We start from the raw sequence: 20,670 nt of genomic DNA, 5'->3' as shown, positions 1-20,670 counted from the left end.
GACGACAGGAGGCCCGGTGGCTCAGCCGTACGCGGAAACAGCACAGCCGCACCCGCACAGCCCGCAGGCGTCCCCGACGCCCCACCCCCGTCCGGCCGCCCAGGGCCTCTACGACCCAGCGCAGGAGCACGACGCCTGCGGCGTGGCCTTCGTGGCGGACCTGCACGGCCGGCGTTCCCACTCGGTCGTCGCCAACGGGCTCGGCGCGCTCTGTCGGCTGGACCACCGGGGCGCCCGCGGCGCGGAACCGAACACCGGCGACGGCGCCGGCATCATGATCCAGGTGCCCGACGCGTTCCTGCGCGCGGTGGCCGACGTCGCGCTTCCCCCGGCGGGCGAGTACGCAACTGGGCTGGTGTTCCTTCCCGACGACGATGCCGCCGAGGCGCGTGCCCGGCGGGTGGTCGAGAAGTACGCGCTGGTCGAGGGCGCCGATCTGCTCGGCTGGCGGGACGTGCCGACCGACCCGGGTGACCTGGGCGAGACGGCCCTGGCGGCGATGCCCCGGGTGCGCCAGATCTTCCTGGCCGCGCACCGCCTCACCGACGCGCCCGGCGGGCCGGCCGGTTCCCCGCTGCGTGGCATCGAGCTGGACCGGGTGGCGTTCTGTCTGCGTAAGCAGGCCGAACGGGAGACCGCTGAGCGGGGAGTCGCGGCGTACTTCCCGTCGCTGTCCAGCCGCACCATGGTCTACAAGGGCATGCTCACGCCGGACCAGTTGCCGGCGTTCTATCCCGACCTGCGCGACGAGCGGGTGGAGAGCGCCATCGCGCTGGTGCACTCCCGCTTCTCGACCAACACCTTCCCGTCCTGGCCGCTGGCGCACCCGTACCGGTTCATCGCCCACAACGGCGAGATCAACACGATCCGGGGCAACCGCAACTGGATGCAGGCCCGTGAGGCGCTGCTGCGCTCGCCGAACGTGCCCGGCAACATCCGGCGGATCTTCCCGGTCTGCACGCCCGCCGCCTCCGACTCGGCGAACTTCGACGAGGTCTTGGAGCTGCTGCACCTGGCCGGGCGGAGCCTGCCGCACGCGGTGCTCATGATGATTCCGGAGGCCTGGGAGAACGACCCCGGGATGGACCCGGCCAAGCGTGCCTTCTACCGCTTCCACGCCAGCCTGATGGAGCCGTGGGACGGTCCGGCCTCGGTGGCCTTCACCGACGGCGAGGTCGTCGGGGCGGTGCTGGACCGCAACGGGCTGCGCCCGGGGCGCTGGTGGCAGACCGACGACGGGCTCGTGGTGCTCGGCTCCGAGGCGGGCGTCCTCGACCTCGACCCGGCCCACGTGGTCGCGAAGGGGCGGCTCCAGCCGGGCCGGATGTTCCTGGTCGACACCGTGGCCGGGCGGATCGTGCACGACGAGGAGATCAAATCCGAGTTGGCCGCCGCCGAGCCGTACGGCGAGTGGCTGCACGCCGGGCTCATCGAGCTGAACGACCTGCCGGCCCGCGAGCACACCGTCTACACGCACGACTCGGTGCGTCGCCGGCAGCAGACCTTCGGCTACACCGAGGAGGAGCTGAAGATCCTGCTCGCGCCGATGGCCCGCACCGGCGCCGAACCGCTGGGCTCGATGGGTACGGACACCCCGATCGCGCCGCTGTCCACCCGGCCGCGGCTGCTCTACGACTACTTCCACCAGCTCTTCGCCCAGGTCACCAACCCTCCGCTGGACGCCATCCGCGAGGAGTTGGTGACCAGCCTGGCGTCGACCATCGGGCCGGAGGGCAACCTGCTCGACCCGGGCGCGGCGAGCTGTCGGCAGATCGTGCTCCCGCATCCGATCATCGACAACGACGAGCTGGCGAAGATCCTCTCCATCGACGAGGACGGCGACCTGCCCGGCTTCAAGGCGGTGCGGGTCTCCGGGCTGTACCGGATCCGGGAGGGTGCCGCCGGGATCAAGGCACGGCTGACCGAGATCTGCCGGCACGTCTCCGAGGCGATCGAGGACGGCGTCCGCATCCTGGTGCTCTCCGACCGGGACTCCAACGCCGACCTGGCACCGATCCCGTCGCTGCTGCTCACCGCAGCCGTGCACCAGCACCTGGTGCGGGAGCAGACGCGTACGCAGGCGGCGCTGATCGTCGAGTCCGGCGACTGCCGGGAGGTGCACCACGCGGCGGTGCTGATCGGCTACGGCGCGGCGGCGGTCAACCCCTACCTGGCGTTCGAGTCGGTGGAGGATCTGATCTCCACCGGCGCGCTGGCCGGCATCGAGCCCGTCGCCGCGGTGCGCAACTACGCCAAGGCGCTCGGCAAGGGCGTCCTGAAGATCATGTCCAAGATGGGCATCTCGACGGTCTCCTCGTACTGCGGGGCGCAGGTCTTCGAGGCGGTCGGCCTGGACACCCGGTTGGTCGAGCGTTACTTCCGGGGCACGCCCAGCCGCATCGGCGGGGTGGGTCTCGCGGGCGTGCACACCGAGGTGGCCGCCCGGCACGCGCTGGCCTGGCCGCCGGGCGGCACCGCCGTCTCCGGCCGGCTGGAGGTCGGCGGCGAGTACCAGTGGCGCCGTGAGGGTGAGCTGCACCTGTTCAACCCGGAGACGGTCTTCCTGCTGCAACACGCCACCCGCAGCCGGCAGTACGACGTGTTCCGCCAGTACACGTCCAAGGTGGACGCGCTCGCCGCGCAGGCCGGTTCGCTGCGCGGGCTGTTCACGCTGCGTACCGGGGTTCGCCCGGCGGTGCCGATCGAGGAGGTCGAGCCGGCCACCGAGATCGTCAAGCGGTTCGCCACCGGTGCCATGTCGTACGGGTCGATCTCGGCGGAGGCGCACGAGACGCTGGCCATCGCCATGAACCGGCTCGGTGGCAAGTCCAACACCGGTGAGGGCGGCGAGGACGTCGAGCGGCTGCACGACCCGGCCCGTCGTTCGGCGGTCAAGCAGATCGCCAGCGGCCGGTTCGGCGTGACGAGTGAATACCTGGTCAACGCCGACGACCTCCAGATCAAGATGGCCCAGGGCGCCAAGCCGGGCGAGGGTGGTCAGCTGCCCGGCAACAAGGTCTGGCCGTGGATCGCCCGGACCCGGCACGCCACCCCCGGTGTGGGTCTGATCTCCCCGCCGCCGCACCACGACATCTATTCCATCGAGGACCTCGCCCAGCTCGTGCACGACCTCAAGTGCGTCAACCCGGCCGCCCGGGTGCACGTCAAGCTGGTCAGCGAGGTCGGCGTGGGCACGGTCGCGGCCGGGGTCGCCAAGCTCAAGGCCGACGTCATCCTGATCTCCGGGCACGACGGCGGCACCGGCGCGTCCCCGCTCAACTCGCTGAAGCACGCCGGCACCCCCTGGGAGTTGGGCCTGGCCGAGGCGCAGCAGACGCTGCTGCTCAACAAGCTGCGTGACCGGGTCACCGTGCAGGTCGACGGCCAGCTCAAGACCGGCCGGGACGTGCTGATCGCGGCGCTGCTCGGCGCGGAGGAGTTCGGCTTCGCGACCGCGCCCCTGATCGTCGAGGGCTGCGTGATGATGCGGGTCTGCCACCTGGACACCTGCCCGGTCGGCATCGCCACCCAGAACCCGGTGCTGCGGGAGCGGTTCACCGGCAAGCCGGAGTTCGTGGAGAACTTCTTCCTCTTCCTCGCCGAGGAGGTCCGGGGCTACCTGGCCGAGTTGGGCTTCCGGTCGATCGAGGAGGCGATCGGGCAGTCCGAGCTGCTCGACGTGGCCCCGGCGGTCGCGCACTGGAAGGCGCACGGGTTGGACCTGGCGCCCGTCCTGCACCTGCCGGAGCTGCCCGCCGGTGCGGCCCGCCGTGGGGTCCGCGCCCAGGACCACGGCCTGGAGCACGCCCTGGACAACGAGCTGATCGCGCTGGCCCGTCCGGCTCTGACGGGTGGGGCGCCGGTGCGGGTCGAGGTGGCGGTGCGCAACGAGCACCGCAGCGTCGGCGCGATGCTCGGTGGTGAGGTGACCCGTCGCTTCGGCGGCGCCGGCCTGCCCGAGGACACCATCGAGTTCGTGCTGCACGGCACGGCTGGGCAGTCGTTCGGCGCGTTCCTGCCGCGCGGGGTGACCCTGCGCCTGCACGGCGACGCCAACGACTACGTGGGCAAGGGCCTCTCCGGAGGGCGGCTCATCGTCCGTCCGGACGCCGCCGCGCCGTTCCTCGACCCGGACGCCGAGCCGGGGCGGCGGGCCGAGGACCAGATCATCGCCGGCAACACCATCCTGTACGGGGCCACGGCGGGCGAGGTCTTCCTCCGCGGCCGGGTCGGGGAGCGGTTCGCGGTGCGCAACTCCGGCGCTGTCGCGGTGGTCGAGGGCGTCGGTGACCACGGGTGCGAGTACATGACCGGTGGGACGGTGGTGGTGCTCGGCGCGACCGGCCGGAACTTCGCGGCCGGCATGTCCGGTGGCACGGCGTTCGTGCACCACCTGGACCGGGCCCGGGTCAACGGGGAACTCGTCGACCTGATGCCGCTGGGCGAGCAGGAGCAGTCGCTGCTGCACGAGCTGCTCCAACGGCACGTGGCCGAGACCGGGTCGGCGGTCGCCGAGGAGTTGCTCAAGCGGTGGCCGGAGGCGGTCGCCGAGTTCACCGCCGTGGTGCCCCGCGACTACCGCCGGGTGCTGGAGATCATGCGGGCCGCCGAAGCCGCCGGCCGCGACGTCGACGACGCGGTCATGGGCGCGCTGAGCGCGCCGGTCGCGCCGGTGCCGCCCGCCCCGCGGGTGGCTGCCCAGGAGGTGGCACGTGCCTGACCCGAACGGTTTCCTGCGCTACGACCGGCGACTGCCGGCCCGCCGCCCGGTGCCGGTGCGGATCAGCGACTGGCGGGAGGTCTACCCGCCGGCCGGCGAGGACCTCATCCGTGAGCAGGCCACCCGATGCATGGACTGCGGCATCCCGTTCTGTCACGACGGTTGCCCGCTGGGCAACCGCATCCCGGACTGGAACGACCTGGTGCGCACCGGCAACTGGGACGCCGCGGTGGAGTCGCTGCACGCCACCAACAACTTCCCGGAGTTCACCGGCCGGCTCTGCCCGGCGCCCTGCGAGGCGGCCTGCGTGCTCGGTATCTCCGGCGGTCAGCCGGTGACCATCAAGCAGGTCGAGGTGGAGATCGCCGACGCCGCCGCCGCGCGTGGGTTCACCCCCCGCGCCGTGCCGGCGCCGTCGGGCCGGTCGGTCGCGGTCGTCGGCTCCGGGCCCGCCGGCCTCGCCGCCGCCCAGCAGTTGGCCCGCGCCGGTCACGCGGTGACGGTGTACGAGCGCGACGACGCGATCGGTGGTCTGCTCCGGTACGGCATCCCCGACTTCAAGTTGGAGAAGCGGCACATCGACGCCCGGTTGGCGCAGCTAACCGCCGAGGGGGTGCGCTTCCGTACGGGCGTGAACGTCGGGGTGGACGTCACTGCCGAGCAGTTGCGTGCCGAGCACGACGCGGTGCTGCTGGCGTGTGGGGCGTTGCAGGGCCGGGACACCCCGGAGACCCCCGGGCGGGCGCTTCGGGGCGTACACCAGGCGATGTCGCACCTCGTCGCGGCGAATCGCGCGGTCGCCACCGCGACCACCGACCAGCCGGGCGTCGCCGTGACCGGCGAGGGGCGGCCAGGGCGGGCGGTGTTGCCGGACGGCACCCCGATCGACGCGGCCGGCAAGCACGTGGTGATCATCGGTGGTGGTGACACGGCGGCCGACTGTCTCGGGGTGGCGCACCGCCAGGGCGCCGCGGGTGTGCACCAGTTGGACCTGTACCCGCAGCCGCCGCAGGAGCGCGACGAGGCACGGGACCCGTGGCCGACCTGGCCGTGGGTGCTGCGCAGCTACCCGGCGCACGAGGAGGGCGGCGAGCGGGTCTTCGCCGTGGCGGTGCAGGAGTTCGTGGACGACGGCACCGGCCAGGTGCGGGCGGTGCGGATCGCCGAGGTGACGGTGGAGAAGCGCGACGGCCGGCGGATCGTCACAGTGGTGCCGGGCTCCGAGCGGGAGTTGCCGGCCGATCTGGTGCTGTTGGCGATCGGCTTCGAGGGCACCGAGCAGCAGCCGCTGCTGGCCCAGTTCGGCGTGGCCCGCAACCCGCGGGGCGCCGTCGACGCCCGCGACGACTGGCAGACCGCCGCCGACGGGGTGTTCGTGGCCGGTGACATGCACCGGGGCGCTTCGCTGATCGTCTGGGCGATCGCCGAGGGGCGGGCGGCGGCCGCCGCCATCCACGGCTATCTGGGTGGTGCCGGTGCGTTGCCGGCCCCGGTGGGCCCGGACGCGCAGGCTCTCGCCGTTCGCTGAGCTGCGGGCGTCCGGCCGGTGCGGCAGGTCCACTGCCGCACCGGCCGGGTATTCCCGCTGGTGAAGCCGCTCACAAAAGTAGGCAAAAGGGTTTAAGCCGGCAAGACTTGTCGGCTGCCGAACCGCGCCGCGATCGGTGTGAATGCTCGTGCTGCCGATCGCTGGAGGGTCGCCGTGGCCAGAGGTGCCACCTTCGCCGCGCTGCGCCACCGCAACTACCGGATCTGGGCGCTCGCCGGCTTCGTCTCCGTCATCGGCACCTGGATGCAGGTCCTCGGGGTCAACTGGTACGTGCTGAAGGAGACCGGCTCGGCGACGTCGATGGGCTTCGCCGTGCTGCTCCAGGCGGCGCCCACGTTGCTGCTCAGCGTCTGGGGTGGCGTGCTGGCCGACCGGCTGCCCGCCCGCCCGTTGCTGATCGCCGCCCAGGGCGCCCACGCGGCGCTCGCCGCCGGACTGGCGGCGGTCGCCCTGACCGGGGTCGGCGGCCTGCCGCTGATCTTCGCGATCTCGCTGGCCACCGGTGCCGTCTCGGCCGTCGAAGGCCCCGTGATGGGGCGCTGGGCGGCAAGCCTCGTCGACCGGGAGACGCTGGGCAACGCCCTGGCGCTCGGTTCGCTCACCAACTCCGCCGGCCGCATCCTCGGCATGAGCCTCGGTGCCGTGGTGGTGGCCGCCGTCGGCCCCGCCCTGCTGTTCGGCATCAACGCGGCCAGCTTCGTCGCCGTGGTGGTGGCGCTCTTCGCCGTACGCCCGGGAGCCGTGCCCGGACTCGCGGTGCCCGACGCCGGGCCGAACCGGGGCGGTGTCCGCGCCGGGTTCACCTACCTGCGTGGGCAGCCGGTGCTGCTCCTCGCGCTCGCCCTGTCGTTCGTGCTCGGCAGCCTGGGCCGCAACTACCAGGTGACGATGGCCGCGATGAGCGACGGCCCGCTCAACGCCGGCGCCTCCGGGTACGGCCTGCTGTCGACGGTGTTCGCCGTCGGAACGGTGGTGGGCGCGCTCGTCGCGGCCCGACGGCGATCCCTGGGCTACCGGACGCTCGTCGTCGCCGGCCTGTTCGCCAGCGGGTTGCAGATCGTCGCCGGCCTCGCACCGGGCACCTGGAGCTTCGCCGCGGTGATCCTGCCGATCGCCGCCGCCGCGGTGGTCATCGACACCACCGTCGGCACCCGCGCCCAACTCGACACCGACAGCGCGATGCGGGGTCGGGTGCTCGCCGCCCTCGCGGTCACCGGCTCGGTCTCCGCAGCGGTCGGCGCCCCGCTGCTGGGCTGGCTCGCCGAACACGCCGGGCCCCGTCAGACGCTTGTCCTCGCCGGATCGGCCGCCGCGATCGCCACGGTGGCGGCAAGCGTCGCGCTGGACCGGCAGCGCGCCCGCACGGCTACCGTCGCGCTGGTCGTGCCGCGGCCCCGCCATCCGGTACGCCGAGCGGCGTTTCGGGCCGCCCGCATCGTGCGGCCCACCGGGGCGGTCTGTGTCATCGCGCCCGCCGAAGCCGGCGCGGCGTCGTCGGGCACGGTTCGGCTCAGGGAGCTGACCACGGCCGGTCCGGCATCCCGCCGCTGAGCAGCGGTTATCCTCGCCCTCGCCCTCGCCCCGGCCGGCCCGCCCTGTCGATCATGGAGCTGTGGCGGGCAACGTGCTGACTTGTGCCCGATATGCGGAGCACCACAACTCCATGATCGACGCGGGTCGGGGGGTCAGTGCGACATCAGGTCGTGGGCCTCGCGGATCTTGGCCCAGGACTTCGGCTCGGTCGGCGCGGCGGCCTTGCGGGCGACGCTGGCCACCTCGGGACGGCCGGCGGTGAACAGCCAGGTGGTGAACAGGTCGTCCAGGTCCAGCCCGGAGATTCGTTCGGCCAGCGCCTGGAACTGCTCGATGGTGGCGTTGCCGTACCGGTGCTCGGCGGTCCAGGCCGGCAGGATCTCGAAGAACGCGTCGTCGCCGACGGCCAACCGCAACTGGTGCAGGGTCATCGCGCCCCGGTCGTAGACGGCGTTGTCGAAGACCCGGGTGGCGCCGGGGTCACCGGGCAGCACCTGCCAGAACTCGTCGTCGGCCGGGTAGCTGGCGTAGGTGAAGTCGAAGACCTCCTGGGCGGTGCCCTCGCCCTGCTCCTCCGACCACAGCCACTCGGCGTACGAGGCGAAGCCCTCGTTGAGCCAGATGTTGCGCCACTCGGCCACCGAGACCGAGTCGCCGAACCACTGGTGGGCCAGTTCGTGGGCCACCACGTAGGTGTTGGCGCCGCGTCGCCAGAAGCCCGGCCCGTACACCGGTCGGGTCTGCGTCTCCAGCGCGAAGCTGATCCCGTCCACCGGCCCGGCCACGCCGCCCTGCGCCTCGAACGGGTACGGGCCGAAGATCCCGCTCTCCCAGTCGACGATCTCGGCGGTCCGCTCGATGCTGGCCCGCGCGGCCGGCCCGAGCGCGCCCAACGAGGTGCTGTACGCGTTGATCACCGGCTGGCCGCCCGGTGTGGTGTCGGTGACGATGTCGTACTGGCCGATGGCCATGAAGGCCAGGTAGGTGGCGGTGGGGGAGGTGGTCCGCCAGATCCACCGGGTGCGGTTGCCGGCCTCGGCCGCCGGGGGCCTCGGCTGCACACCGTTGCTGATCACCTCGACGCCGGTGGGCACCGACACCGAGATGTCGAAGGTGGCCTTGTCCAGTGGGTGGTCGTTGCTCGGGAACCACCACCACGCCGACTCGGGCTCGTTGACGGCGAGCGCGCCGTCGTCGGTGCGCGTCCAGCCGGTGTAGCCGTTGACCAGGGCCTCCGACGGGACGCCGGAGTAGCGCACCACGATGGTGAGCTGCTGACCCCGGGTCACCGTGCGGGCCGGGGTGACCACCAGTTCGTGGACGCCCGCGGTGCTGGTGCTCGCCGCCCAGCCGTTGACCCGGACCGACTCGACGTCGAGCAGGAAGTCCAGATTGAACGTCGAGAGGTCCTCAGTGGCGGTCGCGAGGACGGTGGTGGTGCCGGTGAGCAGGTCGGTGGCTGGTTCGTAGCGCAGCCGCACGTCGTAGTGCTCGACGTCGTAGCCGCCGTTGCCGTAGTCGGGGAAGTAGCTGTCGCCCAGTCCGGGCGCGCCGGGTTGCGGCGCGGCGGTGACGACGGGCCGGCCCCAGGCCGTGGGAGCGGCCTGGCCGGGGGTGCCGGCGAGCACGGTGCCGGCAGTGGTGAGGGTCAGGGCGGTGGTGGCCGCCGTGAGGACTCGTCGCACGAGGTGGACTCCCTCCATCGGGGTGTTCGCCCCGTCAACCTAATCGACAACTGTGAACCTCGTCGGCCCGCAACACCCCGGTCGGCGTCGATCTCTGGTGCGTCTTGCTCCACAAGGTCACACTGTGTGGATCGGAGGTGACGCGTGCGGCGGTCCGAGGTGCCCAAGCGGGAGTTGATCGGCCAGCGGCAGGCCGCAGGCGGCCGGGAGCGGCTGCCAGCCGGCGGGCTGGAGTTCTTCGCGCTGCTCGCCCGGCTGCTGCGGCGGCCCCGGCGTGGCGACCGTCGGCTGCCGCTGCTCTGGCTGGTCCGCTCCGACACCGCGGATCTGATGGTGCCGCTGCGCCGGTTCCTCGGCCAGGGCCCCCGACGGCGGGTCCCGCACGCCGTGCTGGACGCCGACGCGCCGCCCGGTGCCGGGGACGTGCCGGCGTTGCTGCGCGAGCTGCACCGGCAGCTCTCCCTGGAGGCCTTCGGCACCGCCCGACTGCGTTTCCGGCACTATCCGCTCGCCGACTGGCTCATGCAGCAGAGCTTCACCTTCGGCGTCGACGCCGACGACAGCCGCGCGGCTCTGGTCCGCCGGCTGCGCGACCGCAGGGGCCCGCGTGCGCCGGAGGCGTTGCCCTCCGGCGGCGACGCGGTCAGCATCGTCTCGCAGGTGCTGCTCTGGCTGGTCCGGCGCGCCGTGCCGGGGGTGGTCTTCCGGGCTGCCGTCTCCGGTCGGGTGCCGGTGCTCGGCCGGCACTACAACTGGTTCATGCGCCAGCAGTACCTGGCGCCCCGGCAGTCGGTCACCTTTCTCGGCTTCGCCGAGCGCCTCACCGCCGGCTGGCGCGACGGGGAGCAACCCGACCAGGTCAACAAGCTGCTGCTGCACGCCTTCCTGGAGGACCTGCGGCAGGCGTACCGGCGTCGGCCGTGGCGCCCGTCGGACTGGCGGCGCACCGCGTACCCGGCGCTGCTGATCGATCACGTCGCCCCCGGCAACGTCGGCGGGGAACTGGTCCGCCTGATCGGCGACGTCCGCACCGAGACCGGGCGCAACGACCCGCTGCTGATCGTCGCGTCCGGTGGGCAACCCCCACCGGACCTGCCCGAACCGCACCCGCTGACCGAGGCCGACGAGGCGTACGACGAGTGGGCCGAGGCGCTGCCGGAGATGCGACGGCTGCGCCGCCCGGCCACCTGGCTGGTGGCGCTGCGCCCCGACGAGACCGACACCGGCCCACCGTCGCGGGGCGGAGTGCGGCCGTTCTCCGCGCCCGATCCGCCGTGGTGGTCGCGGCGTTTCCTGCCGGCGGCGCTCTGTCTGGTGCTGGTGGCGGCGCTCGGACTGTGGGTGGCCAGCCGGTGGGGGCCGGGCTGCCACCCCTCGCTCACCGGTCAGGTCTCCGTCGAGGTGGCCCCCGGCGGTGAGTGTGTCGGCTACAGCGACACCGCCGCGCAGGTCTTCAACAACGACCCCGGCCAGGACCGGCTACGCAGCGTCCAACGGCGCATCTTCGCGCAGAACCGGGCCGCCGAGGAGGTCTGGCAGCGCAGCGACCGGCGCAGGCCCTTCCTGACCCTGGTCTACCTGGGCACCCTGACCGGCAACCTGACCCGCGCTGACGAGGAGTCGTACGTCTCCGAGCGCGAGGAACTCGAAGGGATGACCACCGCCCAGTACGCGTTGCTGAAGGAGTCGGCCGGCGCGGGCGGCGCCGCGCTGCTGCGGATCGTGGTGGCCAACGCCGGCCGGCAGATGATCTACGCCGACCGGGCCGTGGCGATGCTGGCCGAGTTGGCCGCTGACGACCCCACGGTGCTCGGGGTGGTCGGTCTGGTGGAGAGCCGCACGAGCACCGCCCGAGCGCTACGCGAGCTGAACAAGGTCGGCCTGCCCGTGCTGGCACCCACCCTCTCCGCCGACAGGATGGACGCCAACTCCCGCCTCTACCTCCAGATCTCCGCGCCCAACACCGATCAGGTGGAGATGGTCGATGCGTACGCCCAACAGGTGCTGAAGGTCGACGAGGCGCACGTCTACTACACGACGTTGGAGGGCAGTCTGCTCACCGAGGATCTCTACGTCGGCACCCTCGTCGACGGGCTGCGGCAGCGGTTCGGCGCCCGGATCACCCGCCTGGAGGAGTGGAGTACCAGCCAGCGGCTCACCGGCGAGTGCGGCTATTCCGGCCTGCTCTTCTATGCGGGCCGGTGGTCAGAGTTCGACGGCTTCCTGCGTGCGTTGCGCGAGTGCGGGGGCAACCCGCCCCGACATCTCGTCGCCGACGACTCGGCCAACCGGTACATGGCCAACCCGGGGCTGCGCGCCGCCGCACCCCGCAACCTGCCCGTCACGTACGTCTCGAAGGCGGCCCTGGCCACCTGTGCCGCGCTGCGGGCCGCCCAGGACCGGCGCGACGACGCGCGGGCCAGCTTCCTGTCCTGGATCCAGGCCGACGACCTGCTCGACCCGCCGCGCTGCCGGCCGGGCTCCGAGGTGCAGGTCGGCGAGCGGGTCAGCCTCGCCTACGACGCGGCGATGATGCTGATCCGGGCGGTGGAGAGCCTCGCCGCCCGGCTGCACCACGCCGACCCCCGGCAACGCTGGGAGCCGAGCGCCGTCAACCCGGTGGCGGTGCACGCGGAGGTGCTGCGGCAGAACGCCGGTCAGGGCTATCCGGGGGTGGCCGGGTTGATCCGGTTCACGCCCGACTCGGGGGAGCCGGTCGACAAGCGGCTGGCCCTGATGCGGGTGGAGCAGGTGCCCGACGTGGCGAGGGCACCGGTGGAGGTGTTCCGCTGCGGGGTGGCCGACGTGCCCGGCCCGGCGGTGTGCGGGCCGGCCTGACCGGACCGGCGTGACACGTCCTCGCAGGACTGTCCGGGTGCCGCCGGTGTCCGTTAGGGTTCCTTCGATCAGGCGGACGTGGCGTTGGGGGCAGAGGGTGGGCAGGCTCGCGTCGGCGTACGGGCAGGCGGTCAACTCCCACCGGGCGGCCCGGGCGCACCTGGACACCGTCCGTGGTGTCCTCGGGGCGGCACCGACCGTCGCACCGGTCGGCGACGACGTGGTGGCCCGCCTCGCCCGCCTCGGCGGTGCGTTGGCCAACCCCGCCCCGGGTGTCACCCCGCTGACGGACCAGCCGGCCGCGGTGCGGATCGGTGCGGCGTCCACAGCGGACGGCGACTTCCCGGTGCTGGTCCCGCTCGGCGGCGGCCACCACCTGGCGCTGGACGCCGACGCCCGGGAGCCGCAGGTCGCCGGGCTGCTGCGGGCGCTGGTGCTGCGGCTGGTCGCCACCGCGCCACCCGGTCAGGTCCGCGTCGTCGGCATCGACACCGCCACGCTCGGCGCCACCTTCGGCCCGCTGCGACCGCTGCTCGACGCCGGGGTGCTCGACCCGCCGGCCACCAGCGAGGCCGAGGTGGCCGCGCTGCTGGACGCCGCCGAGCAACACGCCCGCACCGCGCAGCACGGTGCGGCGACCGCCCGCCGCTTGCTGCTGGTTGTCGCCACCGCCGCGCCGCCGCCGCGCGAGCTGGCCCGGCTCGCCGCGCTCACCCACGCCGGCCCGGCCGCCGCCGTGTGCGTGCTGCTCGCCGGCCACCCGTCCCGGCTGCCCGGCGAGACCCCGCCGCCGCTGGGCGGCACCACGGCGGTGCGGCTCAACCAGGGGTACGCGCACGTCGGCGATCCACCCGGTGCGCCGTTCAGCGCCGACGGCAGCGGCCTCGCCGCCCGCGTCCTGCTCGACGGGGACCCGCCGCCCGCCTCGGTCCGCGCGCTCGCCGAGCACCTCGGCACCGCCACCCGTCGCGCCGACGCGTTGCCCTTCACCGATCTGCTGCCGCAACAGCGCTGGGCCGAGTCCGCCAGCACCGGTCTGCGCACGGTGATCGGCCGGGCCGGCGGCGGGTCGACGGCGGCCTTCGCCACCGCGCTGACGCTCGCCTTCGACGACGCCACCCCGCACTGGCTGGTCGGCGGGCGCACCGGTGCCGGTAAGACCGTCTTCCTCCTCGACGTCCTCTACGGGCTGGCCGCCCGCTACTCGCCGGCCGAGTTGCAGCTCTACCTGCTCGACTTCAAGGAGGGCGTGAGCTTCACCGAGTTCGTGCCCACCGGTCGGGACCCGTCCTGGCTGCCGCACGCCCGCGCCGTCGGCATCGAGTCCGACCGCGAGTACGGTCTCGCGGTGCTGCGCGAGCTGCGCCGGGAAGCCCAGCGCCGGGCCACCGCGCTCAAACGGCACGGCGTCACCAAGCTCGCCGACCTGCCCCGGGACAATCCGCTGCCGCGCATCGTGACCGTCATCGACGAGTTCCACGTGCTGCTCGCCGGCAACGACGCGCTGGCCCGCGAGGCCGTCGACCTGTTGGAGGAGTTGGCCCGCAAGGGCCGCTCGTACGGCATCCACCTGGTGCTCGCCAGCCAGAGCATGACCGGCATCGAAGCGCTCTACGGTCGGGCCGAGGCGATCTTCGGGCAGTTCGCGTTGCGCGTGGCGCTGCCCGGTGGCGGCGGGGTGCTCGACCAGCTCAACGACGCCGCCGCGGCCCTGCCGGTCGGCTCCGCCGTGGTCAACACCGCCGCCGGCGCGGTCGGCGCCGACACCGTGCTGCGCTTCCCCGACGCGCACGCCGCCGCGGCCGACCTCGCCGCGCTGCGCCACGAGCTGTGGCAGGCCCGCCCGCCGGGCTCGCGGGCACCGGCGGTCTTCAAGGGGTACGAAGCCGCGCGGATCGAGGACGACAGCACCTTCGCCGGGCTGCGCCCCGGTGGTCGACGCCCGATGGCCCTGGTCGGCCGAACCGTCGACGTGCACGGCACCACCGCACTGTTCCTCATGGACGCCACCCCCGGCCGGCACCTCGCCGTGGTGGGCACCGCACCGACGGGCGGGGACGTGCTGCGCGCCGCGACGCTCAGCCTGGCCCGTCAGCACACCCCCGGCGACGCCCGGTTCCAGTTGGCCTGCCTGGTCACCGCCGCCGACCCGGTCGCCGACGACACCGAGGCCGCGCTGCGGGCCGCCGGCCACCCGGTGCAGCGCCTGGACGCGACCGGGCTGCGCGACCGGATCGCCGCGCTGGCCGCCGAGCCCACCGGCCGCGAATACCTGGTGGTGTTCGGCATGGACGCCGCCGCGCCCGTCCTCGGCGCCACCGACCCTGTGACGTTCCGCTCCGGCCTGGACGACCTGCGTACCGTGCTGCGTCAGGGCCCCGGGCAGGGGGTGCACCTGCTCGGCTGGTGGCGGGGGCTGCGCCGGCTCGCCGACGACCTCGGCGGCACCCAGAACCGCGACGACGTCGCCTGCCTGGTCGCGCTCAACGTGCCCGGCGCCGAGCTGGCAGTGCACCTCGGGGCGCACGACCTGACCTACACGCCCCGCGCCGACCGGGCGCTGCTGATCGACCGGCACGACCAGCGCATCCGGCTGATAGTCCCGTTCGTCGGCGACGGGCACGAGCCGGACGGGGAGCGGTGACAGTGTCCTTCGAGGAGTACGCGGCGCTGGCCCGGCAGCTCTCCGAGCAGCGCCGCGCCGGGGAACAACACGCCGCCACCGAGTCCGCGCGCCGCCGTGACCTGCACGCCGCCGTCGACTCCCTCGAGCAGCGGCTGACCGCCCAGGGGCAGCGCCTCGACCAGCTCGGCCGCGCGATCGGCGTCGACCAGCCGCCCGCGTCCACCGGCGCCGGACCTGGACCGGGGACGCCGAACGACGCCACCACCTGGCCCGGCCCACCGTCCGGCCCGTCCACCGCACCCGGAACCGGGGGCGGGGAATCCGCCGGCGCAGCCGGCGCCCCGGGGCGGGCCGGGGTCGGGGCGTACCCCGAGCTGCCGGCAGGGGAGGCGCGGCTGGCGCTGCCGACGGCGGTGACCCCGGCGGGCGGTGGGGTGCCGGCGCAACGCGCGGCGGCGGCCGACCCGGCGGTGGAGTTGGAACTGGCCCGGCGGATGGCCGACGAGGCCGACCGGCACGGGCACCAGGCGGAGCTGCTGGCCCAACGGCCGGTGCTGCTGCCGACGTGGTCGCCGCTGGCCCGGGCGGTCGCCGTCTACGCCGGGTGCAGCGCGGCGGCCGGGGTGCTCATGCTGATGCTGGTGCTCGCCTCCGGGGTCGGTCTGGTCGACGGGTTCACCCTCGGCGCGTGGATCTGCGCGGGGCTGCCGGCGGTGGCGTTCTTCGGCGGGTACCTGGTGCTGGGCCGGTGGGGGCGGCCCGCGATGGTTGCCGGCACCCCGCCGCGCTACCTGCCGCTGGGGTTCCTGATCTGTTTCCTGCTGGTGCCGATGGCCTACTGCGCCTACCTGCTGCTGGTGCGCGGCCTGCGCTGACGACCGACCTGGCCGCCGGTCTGCGCTTCGCCGCGCAACCTGTCGTCAGCGCACGCGGGAACCGCTGTCGGGCGTGGACTGGCTCAGGTGGTAGATGACGCCGCCTTCGTCGCTGAACCGCTGCTCGGTGCCGCTGGTCGAAGGGCTGAAGACGCGGCAGGAGCAGTCGTCGGCGGGAGGCCCCGCCGACGCCTCGGCGTAGTACCAGACCTGACCCACCTCGGCCCTGAACGTGCGACTGCTTCGCGGTGGCACCTCGATCGCCCGGTGCGGTTCGCACTGAGCGTCGAAGATCCACAGCACGTACGGCTCACTGCTCGTCGAGGCAGTGCCCCGCAGCGGTTCCCCCCACCGGCCCTCGGGGATCTCGCCTCGGAAGAAGACCAACGCGTCGTCGCCGTGAATCTTGGCGATGCAGGACCGGTAGAGCGCTGCCCGAGACGCCGGGGTCGGACCGGGCGCGGCTGTGGTTGACGACGACTGGAGGCTGTTGAGGATGCTCTGCCCGTCACCGGTCGCGACGGCGACGGCCAGCAGGAGGGCGAGAAGCCCGAGGAGAGCCCCGGACAGCCCAATGACGCGGGACCGGCGACCGCGACCGGCCGATGTCGTGTCTGTCCTCTGAATCGTCAAGCCCCGTCACTCCCTCGGCAAGCTGTCGCCGAGTCTAGGAGGCTTCGCACTGCGGCGTGGTCCCCGAGCCCGATCACGCGGTCGCGCAAGGTGCGCGGATCTCGTACGCTCCCAGGTGGTCTCCGCGGTGGAGCTGGTGGTCGATCACGGGGAGGTGCGCGTGAGCGCAGCACAGATCATCGCGAGACTGGCGGCGGCGGCGCAGAAGCTCGACGAGGCGAAGGCCAAGACCGCAGCGGCAGCACAGGACGCAGCCGAGGCGCGGGCACTTGTGGCCGGTGCGCTGGAGGGTGTGGCCGCCGGTCCGCTGGTCGGCATGATCGACTCGTACCGTCAGGCGCTCGCGCAGGCGTCTCAGGGCGGCGACCCGGCCAAGCAGCACGTCCAGGAGACGATCGCCAAGGTCCGGGCGCTGGGCAACTGACCACCTGCGCGGGCAGCGCAACCGTGCTCAGCGGGTGATGCGGAACGTCTGCTCGAAGCTCGGGTAGTCGCAGACGTCCTGGTTGCAGAGTTCGAATCCGCCGCTGATCAGCGCGACGCCCCTGTGCAGGACCAGCCCGCCGGCCTCCGCCCACGCTCTCCCGGTCACGGCCTGCGGCTCGCCCGTGCAGCTGTTGAGCGGCGCCCAGCCACTGGCGTAGGCGACTCGGTCGCCCGAGCGCTGCCGGACGATCAGCTCGGTGGCGCCGGACAGGCCGGCTGGGCAGGTCACCGTGAGGGTGATGTCCACGGCGACGCCGCGTGCGACAAGGGTCGCGGAGGTGACTTCGACGCTGCTCGCCGCGCTCGCCGGCGTTGGCGCGAGCGCGACGGAGAGGGTCAGCCCGAGTAGTGCGATGGCGGTGATGATGCGGCGCACGATGGTCCTCCTTGCCGGAGTGGGTGCCTACCTGCGGTCACCCTAGCCCGCCACGGCAATTACGGATATCAATCGATTCGTTCGATGACGATGACCGGGATCTCCCGGTCGGTCTCCTTGGCGTAGCGGGCGTACGTCGGGAAGACCTTCGTCATCACCGGCCACAGCCGGACGCGCTCCTCGCCGGTCGCGGTCCGGGCGCGGCCGACGATCCGCTCCGCGCCGACCTGGATCTGCACCGTCGGGTCGGCGGTCAGGTTCAGGTACCAGGCGGGGTGTCTGGCCGCGCCGCCGTTGGACGCCACCAGCACGTAGTTGTCACCGTCGCGCCCGTACATCAGGGCGGTGCGGCGCAGGGTGCCCGATCGGCGTCCGCGGGTGGTGAGCAGCAGCGACGGTACGCCGTGGAAGGTGCCCCCGTCCGCGCCGTCGGTCTGCACGTAGCGCCGGATGTGGCTGGCGACCCAACCGACCGGGCTGTCCTCGACCGTCTCGTGCTGCTCCTGAGCGGTCACGCCATCGCCTCCATCGTCGAGCCCGAGCGGCCGATCGAGCGTATCGATCATAAGTAGCGTGCCGCCGATGCGTCTGGTCCCAGCACCTCGGTCGGGTTCAGCGATGAGTGTGATGCCGGTGGGTCATCCTGATGACTCACCGGCATCACACTCTCAGCGGACACCGCCTCCGAGGCCTAAGCAGCACGACGGCGGTATGTCAGCTTCGCGAGCGCGGCAGGCAGCACTTCTTGTACTTGGCGCCGGACCCGCACCAGCAGGTGTCGTTGCGGCCGGGCGGCCACGCTGTCACGCCGGCCCCGTCGAGGCTGTCGGCGTACTCGTCGAGGGTGTCCTCGTCGATGGGGTCGGCGCCGACGAGGGCCGACAGACCCTTGACGCTGCCCGTCACGATGCCCAGGCCGACGCCGCCGCCGATTCCGGACGCGTCGACGAGGGCGCGCTCGGTCTGGGCGCGGTGCTCGTCCCAGGTGCTCGGGTAGCTCTCGGTCAGGGCCGGCCAGCGCACCAGCAGCGCGTCGAACTCCGGCTTGGGCCAGAACAGCAGCGTCGCCGGGCCGTCGTCCAGGGCGTCGAGGGCGTGGCTGGCCGCGTCGCGCAGCCGGTCGGCGAGGTTGTCGTGCTCGTCGTGCGGCAGACCCAGCTCCTCGCGTAGGTCGTGTCTCTGCCGGGCCAGGCCGTAGATCATGGCCGCGGCCTCGTCCTGGGCGTCCTCGGACGCGTGCTGCTGGGTGCGGGTCCGCTCCAGGATGGCGTCCAGCGCCCCGGTGAGCCACTCCAGTGCCAGTTCGGCGTGGCCGGACTCGGCCAGCTCGTCGACCACATAGGTGGCCTCGGGGTCCGTCTCCAGCAGCGGGCGCAAGGCGGTCAGCTCGGCCAGGCCCTCGTCCGAGCGGCCGAGGCGCAGCAGCAGGCCGCCGCGCACCGCTCGGGCGTACGCGTTGTCGTCCGGCTGTTCGGCGACCGCGCGGGTGGCCAGGGTGAGCGCGTCGGCCAGGTCACCGGCCTGCTCCAGGATGTCCGCGGCGACCAGCAGGGCGTACCCGGTCTCGTCGGGGTCCGCCACCCGACCCTCGTCGACGGCGCCCACCAGTTCGGCGACGAGCGCGGCCGGGTCAGGGCTCTCGGAGCCCAGGGCGGCGATCTCTTCGATTCGGTCGGCGGTCAGCAACTCGGACATCGGCGCATCCTGAAGACGACGGTCGGTGGGTGGGGGAGCGGCCAGCGTACTCCGGGACAGGGCGCAGCCCGGGCGGTTCACCGCCCGGGCTGCGCGACGTTCCGTCAGCGGGTCGCCGGCATGGTGGCGAACTCGCCGGCTAGCTCCGACTCGACGATCGTCGTGGCGGACGGCCGGCGACCGGCCGACGCCCGCCGGGCGGACGGGACGGCGAGGGCCGCGAGCGCGGCGGCCAGGGCGATCGCGGTGAGGACCAGAAACCCCATCGTGAAACCGGCCTCCCGGGGCAGGCCGTTGGCCTGCGGGTGGGCGGTGATCACGCCGCTGACCACGGCGGCGCCGATCGCGCCGCCGATGGTGCGGATGTTGGCGTTCATGCCGGTGGCCACGCCGGTCTGGCTGGCCGGCACGCTGGCGACGATCAGGTTGGCCATCGAGGCGAAGGCCAGGCCGATGCCGAGGCCGACCAGGCCACCGGCGACGGCGACCTCCCAGCGGGTGTCGTGCGCGGCGGCGAGCATCGCGGACGCGGCCACGTTGAACGCGGCGCCGGTGGCGAGTTGCGCCTTGGCGCTGAACACGGCCTGGAGCCGGCCGGCGACCAGGCCGGCGACGAACATCGCGACGAGCATCGGCAGCATGAGCAGCCCGGCCTGGCTGATGCTGGCGCCGAAGCCGTAACCGGCAGCGGTCGGGGTCTGCACGAACTGGGGCAGGAACGCGTACACGGAGAACATCGACCCGCCGTAGAGCAGGGCGACCAGGTTGGTGGTCCAGACGCCGGGCAGGCGCATCATCCGCATGTCGATGAGCGGGTTGTGCGAGCGCAGCTCGGCGATCAGCCAGCCGACCAGGAGCACCACGGCGAGGGCGAGCAGGCCGAGCACCCGGGTGGAGGTCCAGCCCCAGGCCGCGCCCTGGCTGATCGGCAGCAGCAGCGCGACCAGCCAGCCCGAGAGCAGCACGGTGGCGCGCCAGTCGATGCGTCCGGGGGTGCGGACCGGCGACTCGGGCACGAACAGGTGCGCCGCCACTGCGGTCAGCCCGACCACGACCATCGGGATCCAGAACAGCCAGCGGTAGTCCAGCGTGCTGACGATCGGGCCGGCGAGCACGATGCCCAGGCCGCCGCCGACGGCGACGATCGCCGAGATGGCGGCGACGGCGGCGGAGACCCGCGCGGCCGGGAACTCGTCGCGGATGATGCCGAACGACAGCGGGAAGACAGCTCCGCCGATGCCCTGGACGACCCGGGCGACGATGAGCACGCCGATGTTCGGCGCGATGGCGGCCAGGAGGCAGCCGAGGGCGAGAGCGGCGAGCGAGACGACCAGCATCCGCTCCTTGCCGACCATGTCGCCGACGCGTCCGAGGATCGGCGTGAAGATCGACGCGCTGAGCAGGTAGGCGGTCAGGACCCAGGTCACGGTGTTCTGGGAGGTGTGCAGGTCCTGCTGGATGGTCGGCAGCACGGGGGTGATCAGCGATTGGAGCATCGCGAAGAACCCGGCGCCGGCCGCGAGCACGGTGAAGGTGAGCCGACGCGAGCTGCGTCGGGAGGTCACTGCCACGAGAGATAACTCCCTGATTACGTACGGGATGGAGGCTTGTGGCCCGTCGTCTGTGACGGGGTCGTTTGTCGGGGTCCGGGCGA

The 20,670-nt window shown here is 73.1% G+C and carries 13 protein-coding genes; 7 read left to right on the top strand and 6 right to left on the bottom strand.

The window, feature by feature from the left end:
- Nucleotides 1-16: 16 nt before the first annotated feature.
- From gltB to QSK15_RS17175, 3 genes are all read left to right on the top strand, one after another.
- Nucleotides 17-4,720 (top strand): glutamate synthase large subunit, encoded by a 4,704-nt coding sequence (gene gltB, locus QSK15_RS17185; protein ID WP_285795218.1) that lies wholly within the window; start codon nt 17-19, stop codon nt 4,718-4,720.
- The gene (locus QSK15_RS17180) at nt 4,713-6,248 is read left to right on the top strand and encodes a glutamate synthase subunit beta (protein WP_285795217.1); all 1,536 of its coding nucleotides are present in this window, start codon (nt 4,713-4,715) and stop codon (nt 6,246-6,248) included. Before gltB ends, QSK15_RS17180 begins: the two co-directional genes overlap by 8 nt.
- A gap of 174 nt (nt 6,249-6,422) precedes the next feature.
- Nucleotides 6,423-7,820, top strand: coding sequence for an MFS transporter (locus tag QSK15_RS17175; protein WP_285795216.1), 1,398 nt, complete (start codon nt 6,423-6,425; stop codon nt 7,818-7,820).
- Between the two features lie 134 nt (nt 7,821-7,954).
- Here QSK15_RS17175 and QSK15_RS17170 read toward each other — a convergent pair whose 3' ends face one another.
- Entirely contained in the window at nt 7,955-9,487 is a 1,533-nt protein-coding gene (locus QSK15_RS17170; RefSeq protein WP_285795215.1) for a M1 family metallopeptidase, read from the bottom strand.
- Between the two features lie 144 nt (nt 9,488-9,631).
- Between QSK15_RS17170 and QSK15_RS17165 the strand changes: the two genes are divergently transcribed.
- The 3 genes from QSK15_RS17165 (at nt 9,632) to QSK15_RS17155 (ending at nt 15,826) form a co-directional block, all read left to right on the top strand.
- The gene (locus QSK15_RS17165) at nt 9,632-12,325 is read left to right on the top strand and encodes a type 1 periplasmic-binding domain-containing protein (RefSeq protein ID WP_285795214.1); all 2,694 of its coding nucleotides are present in this window, start codon (nt 9,632-9,634) and stop codon (nt 12,323-12,325) included.
- Nucleotides 12,326-12,422: 97 nt separating this feature from the next.
- Nucleotides 12,423-14,969, top strand: coding sequence for an FtsK/SpoIIIE domain-containing protein (locus tag QSK15_RS17160; protein WP_285795213.1), 2,547 nt, complete (start codon nt 12,423-12,425; stop codon nt 14,967-14,969).
- Nucleotides 14,970-14,971: 2 nt separating this feature from the next.
- Nucleotides 14,972-15,826: a hypothetical protein gene (locus QSK15_RS17155; RefSeq protein WP_285795212.1), complete on the top strand. Its 855-nt coding sequence runs from the start codon at nt 14,972-14,974 to the stop codon at nt 15,824-15,826.
- A 45-nt stretch (nt 15,827-15,871) separates the two neighbouring features.
- On the opposite strand, the gene QSK15_RS17150 is transcribed toward QSK15_RS17155, so the two are convergent.
- Nucleotides 15,872-16,459 (bottom strand): hypothetical protein, encoded by a 588-nt coding sequence (locus QSK15_RS17150; protein WP_285795211.1) that lies wholly within the window; start codon nt 16,457-16,459, stop codon nt 15,872-15,874.
- 160 nt (nt 16,460-16,619) lie between these two features.
- On the opposite strand from QSK15_RS17150, the gene QSK15_RS17145 reads away from it, so the two are divergent.
- Nucleotides 16,620-16,883, top strand: a complete 264-nt coding sequence (locus QSK15_RS17145; RefSeq protein WP_285795210.1) for a DUF6244 family protein — start codon at nt 16,620-16,622, stop codon at nt 16,881-16,883.
- 27 nt (nt 16,884-16,910) lie between these two features.
- Here the strand turns inward: QSK15_RS17145 and QSK15_RS17140 are convergent, their stop codons facing one another.
- The 4 genes from QSK15_RS17140 to QSK15_RS17125 all read right to left on the bottom strand — a co-directional run bounded on the left by QSK15_RS17140 (nt 16,911) and on the right by QSK15_RS17125 (nt 20,587).
- Nucleotides 16,911-17,321 carry a hypothetical protein gene (locus QSK15_RS17140; protein WP_285795209.1) on the bottom strand — a complete coding sequence of 137 codons (411 nt, stop codon included), beginning with the start codon at nt 17,319-17,321 and terminating at the stop codon, nt 16,911-16,913.
- Between the two features lie 68 nt (nt 17,322-17,389).
- Nucleotides 17,390-17,836: a nitroreductase family deazaflavin-dependent oxidoreductase gene (locus tag QSK15_RS17135; RefSeq protein ID WP_285795208.1), complete on the bottom strand. Its 447-nt coding sequence runs from the start codon at nt 17,834-17,836 to the stop codon at nt 17,390-17,392.
- Between the two features lie 199 nt (nt 17,837-18,035).
- The gene (locus QSK15_RS17130; RefSeq protein ID WP_285795207.1) at nt 18,036-19,016 is read right to left on the bottom strand and encodes an SEC-C domain-containing protein; all 981 of its coding nucleotides are present in this window, start codon (nt 19,014-19,016) and stop codon (nt 18,036-18,038) included.
- A gap of 104 nt (nt 19,017-19,120) precedes the next feature.
- Entirely contained in the window at nt 19,121-20,587 is a 1,467-nt protein-coding gene (locus QSK15_RS17125) for an MFS transporter (RefSeq protein ID WP_285795206.1), read from the bottom strand.
- Between the last annotated feature and the right edge of the window lie 83 nt (nt 20,588-20,670).

Source organism: Micromonospora sp. NBRC 107095 (assembly GCF_030269705.1).
GTDB classification, from domain to species: Bacteria; Actinomycetota; Actinomycetes; order Mycobacteriales; family Micromonosporaceae; genus Micromonospora; species Micromonospora parva.
This window is presented reverse-complemented; position numbering and strand designations above follow the sequence as displayed.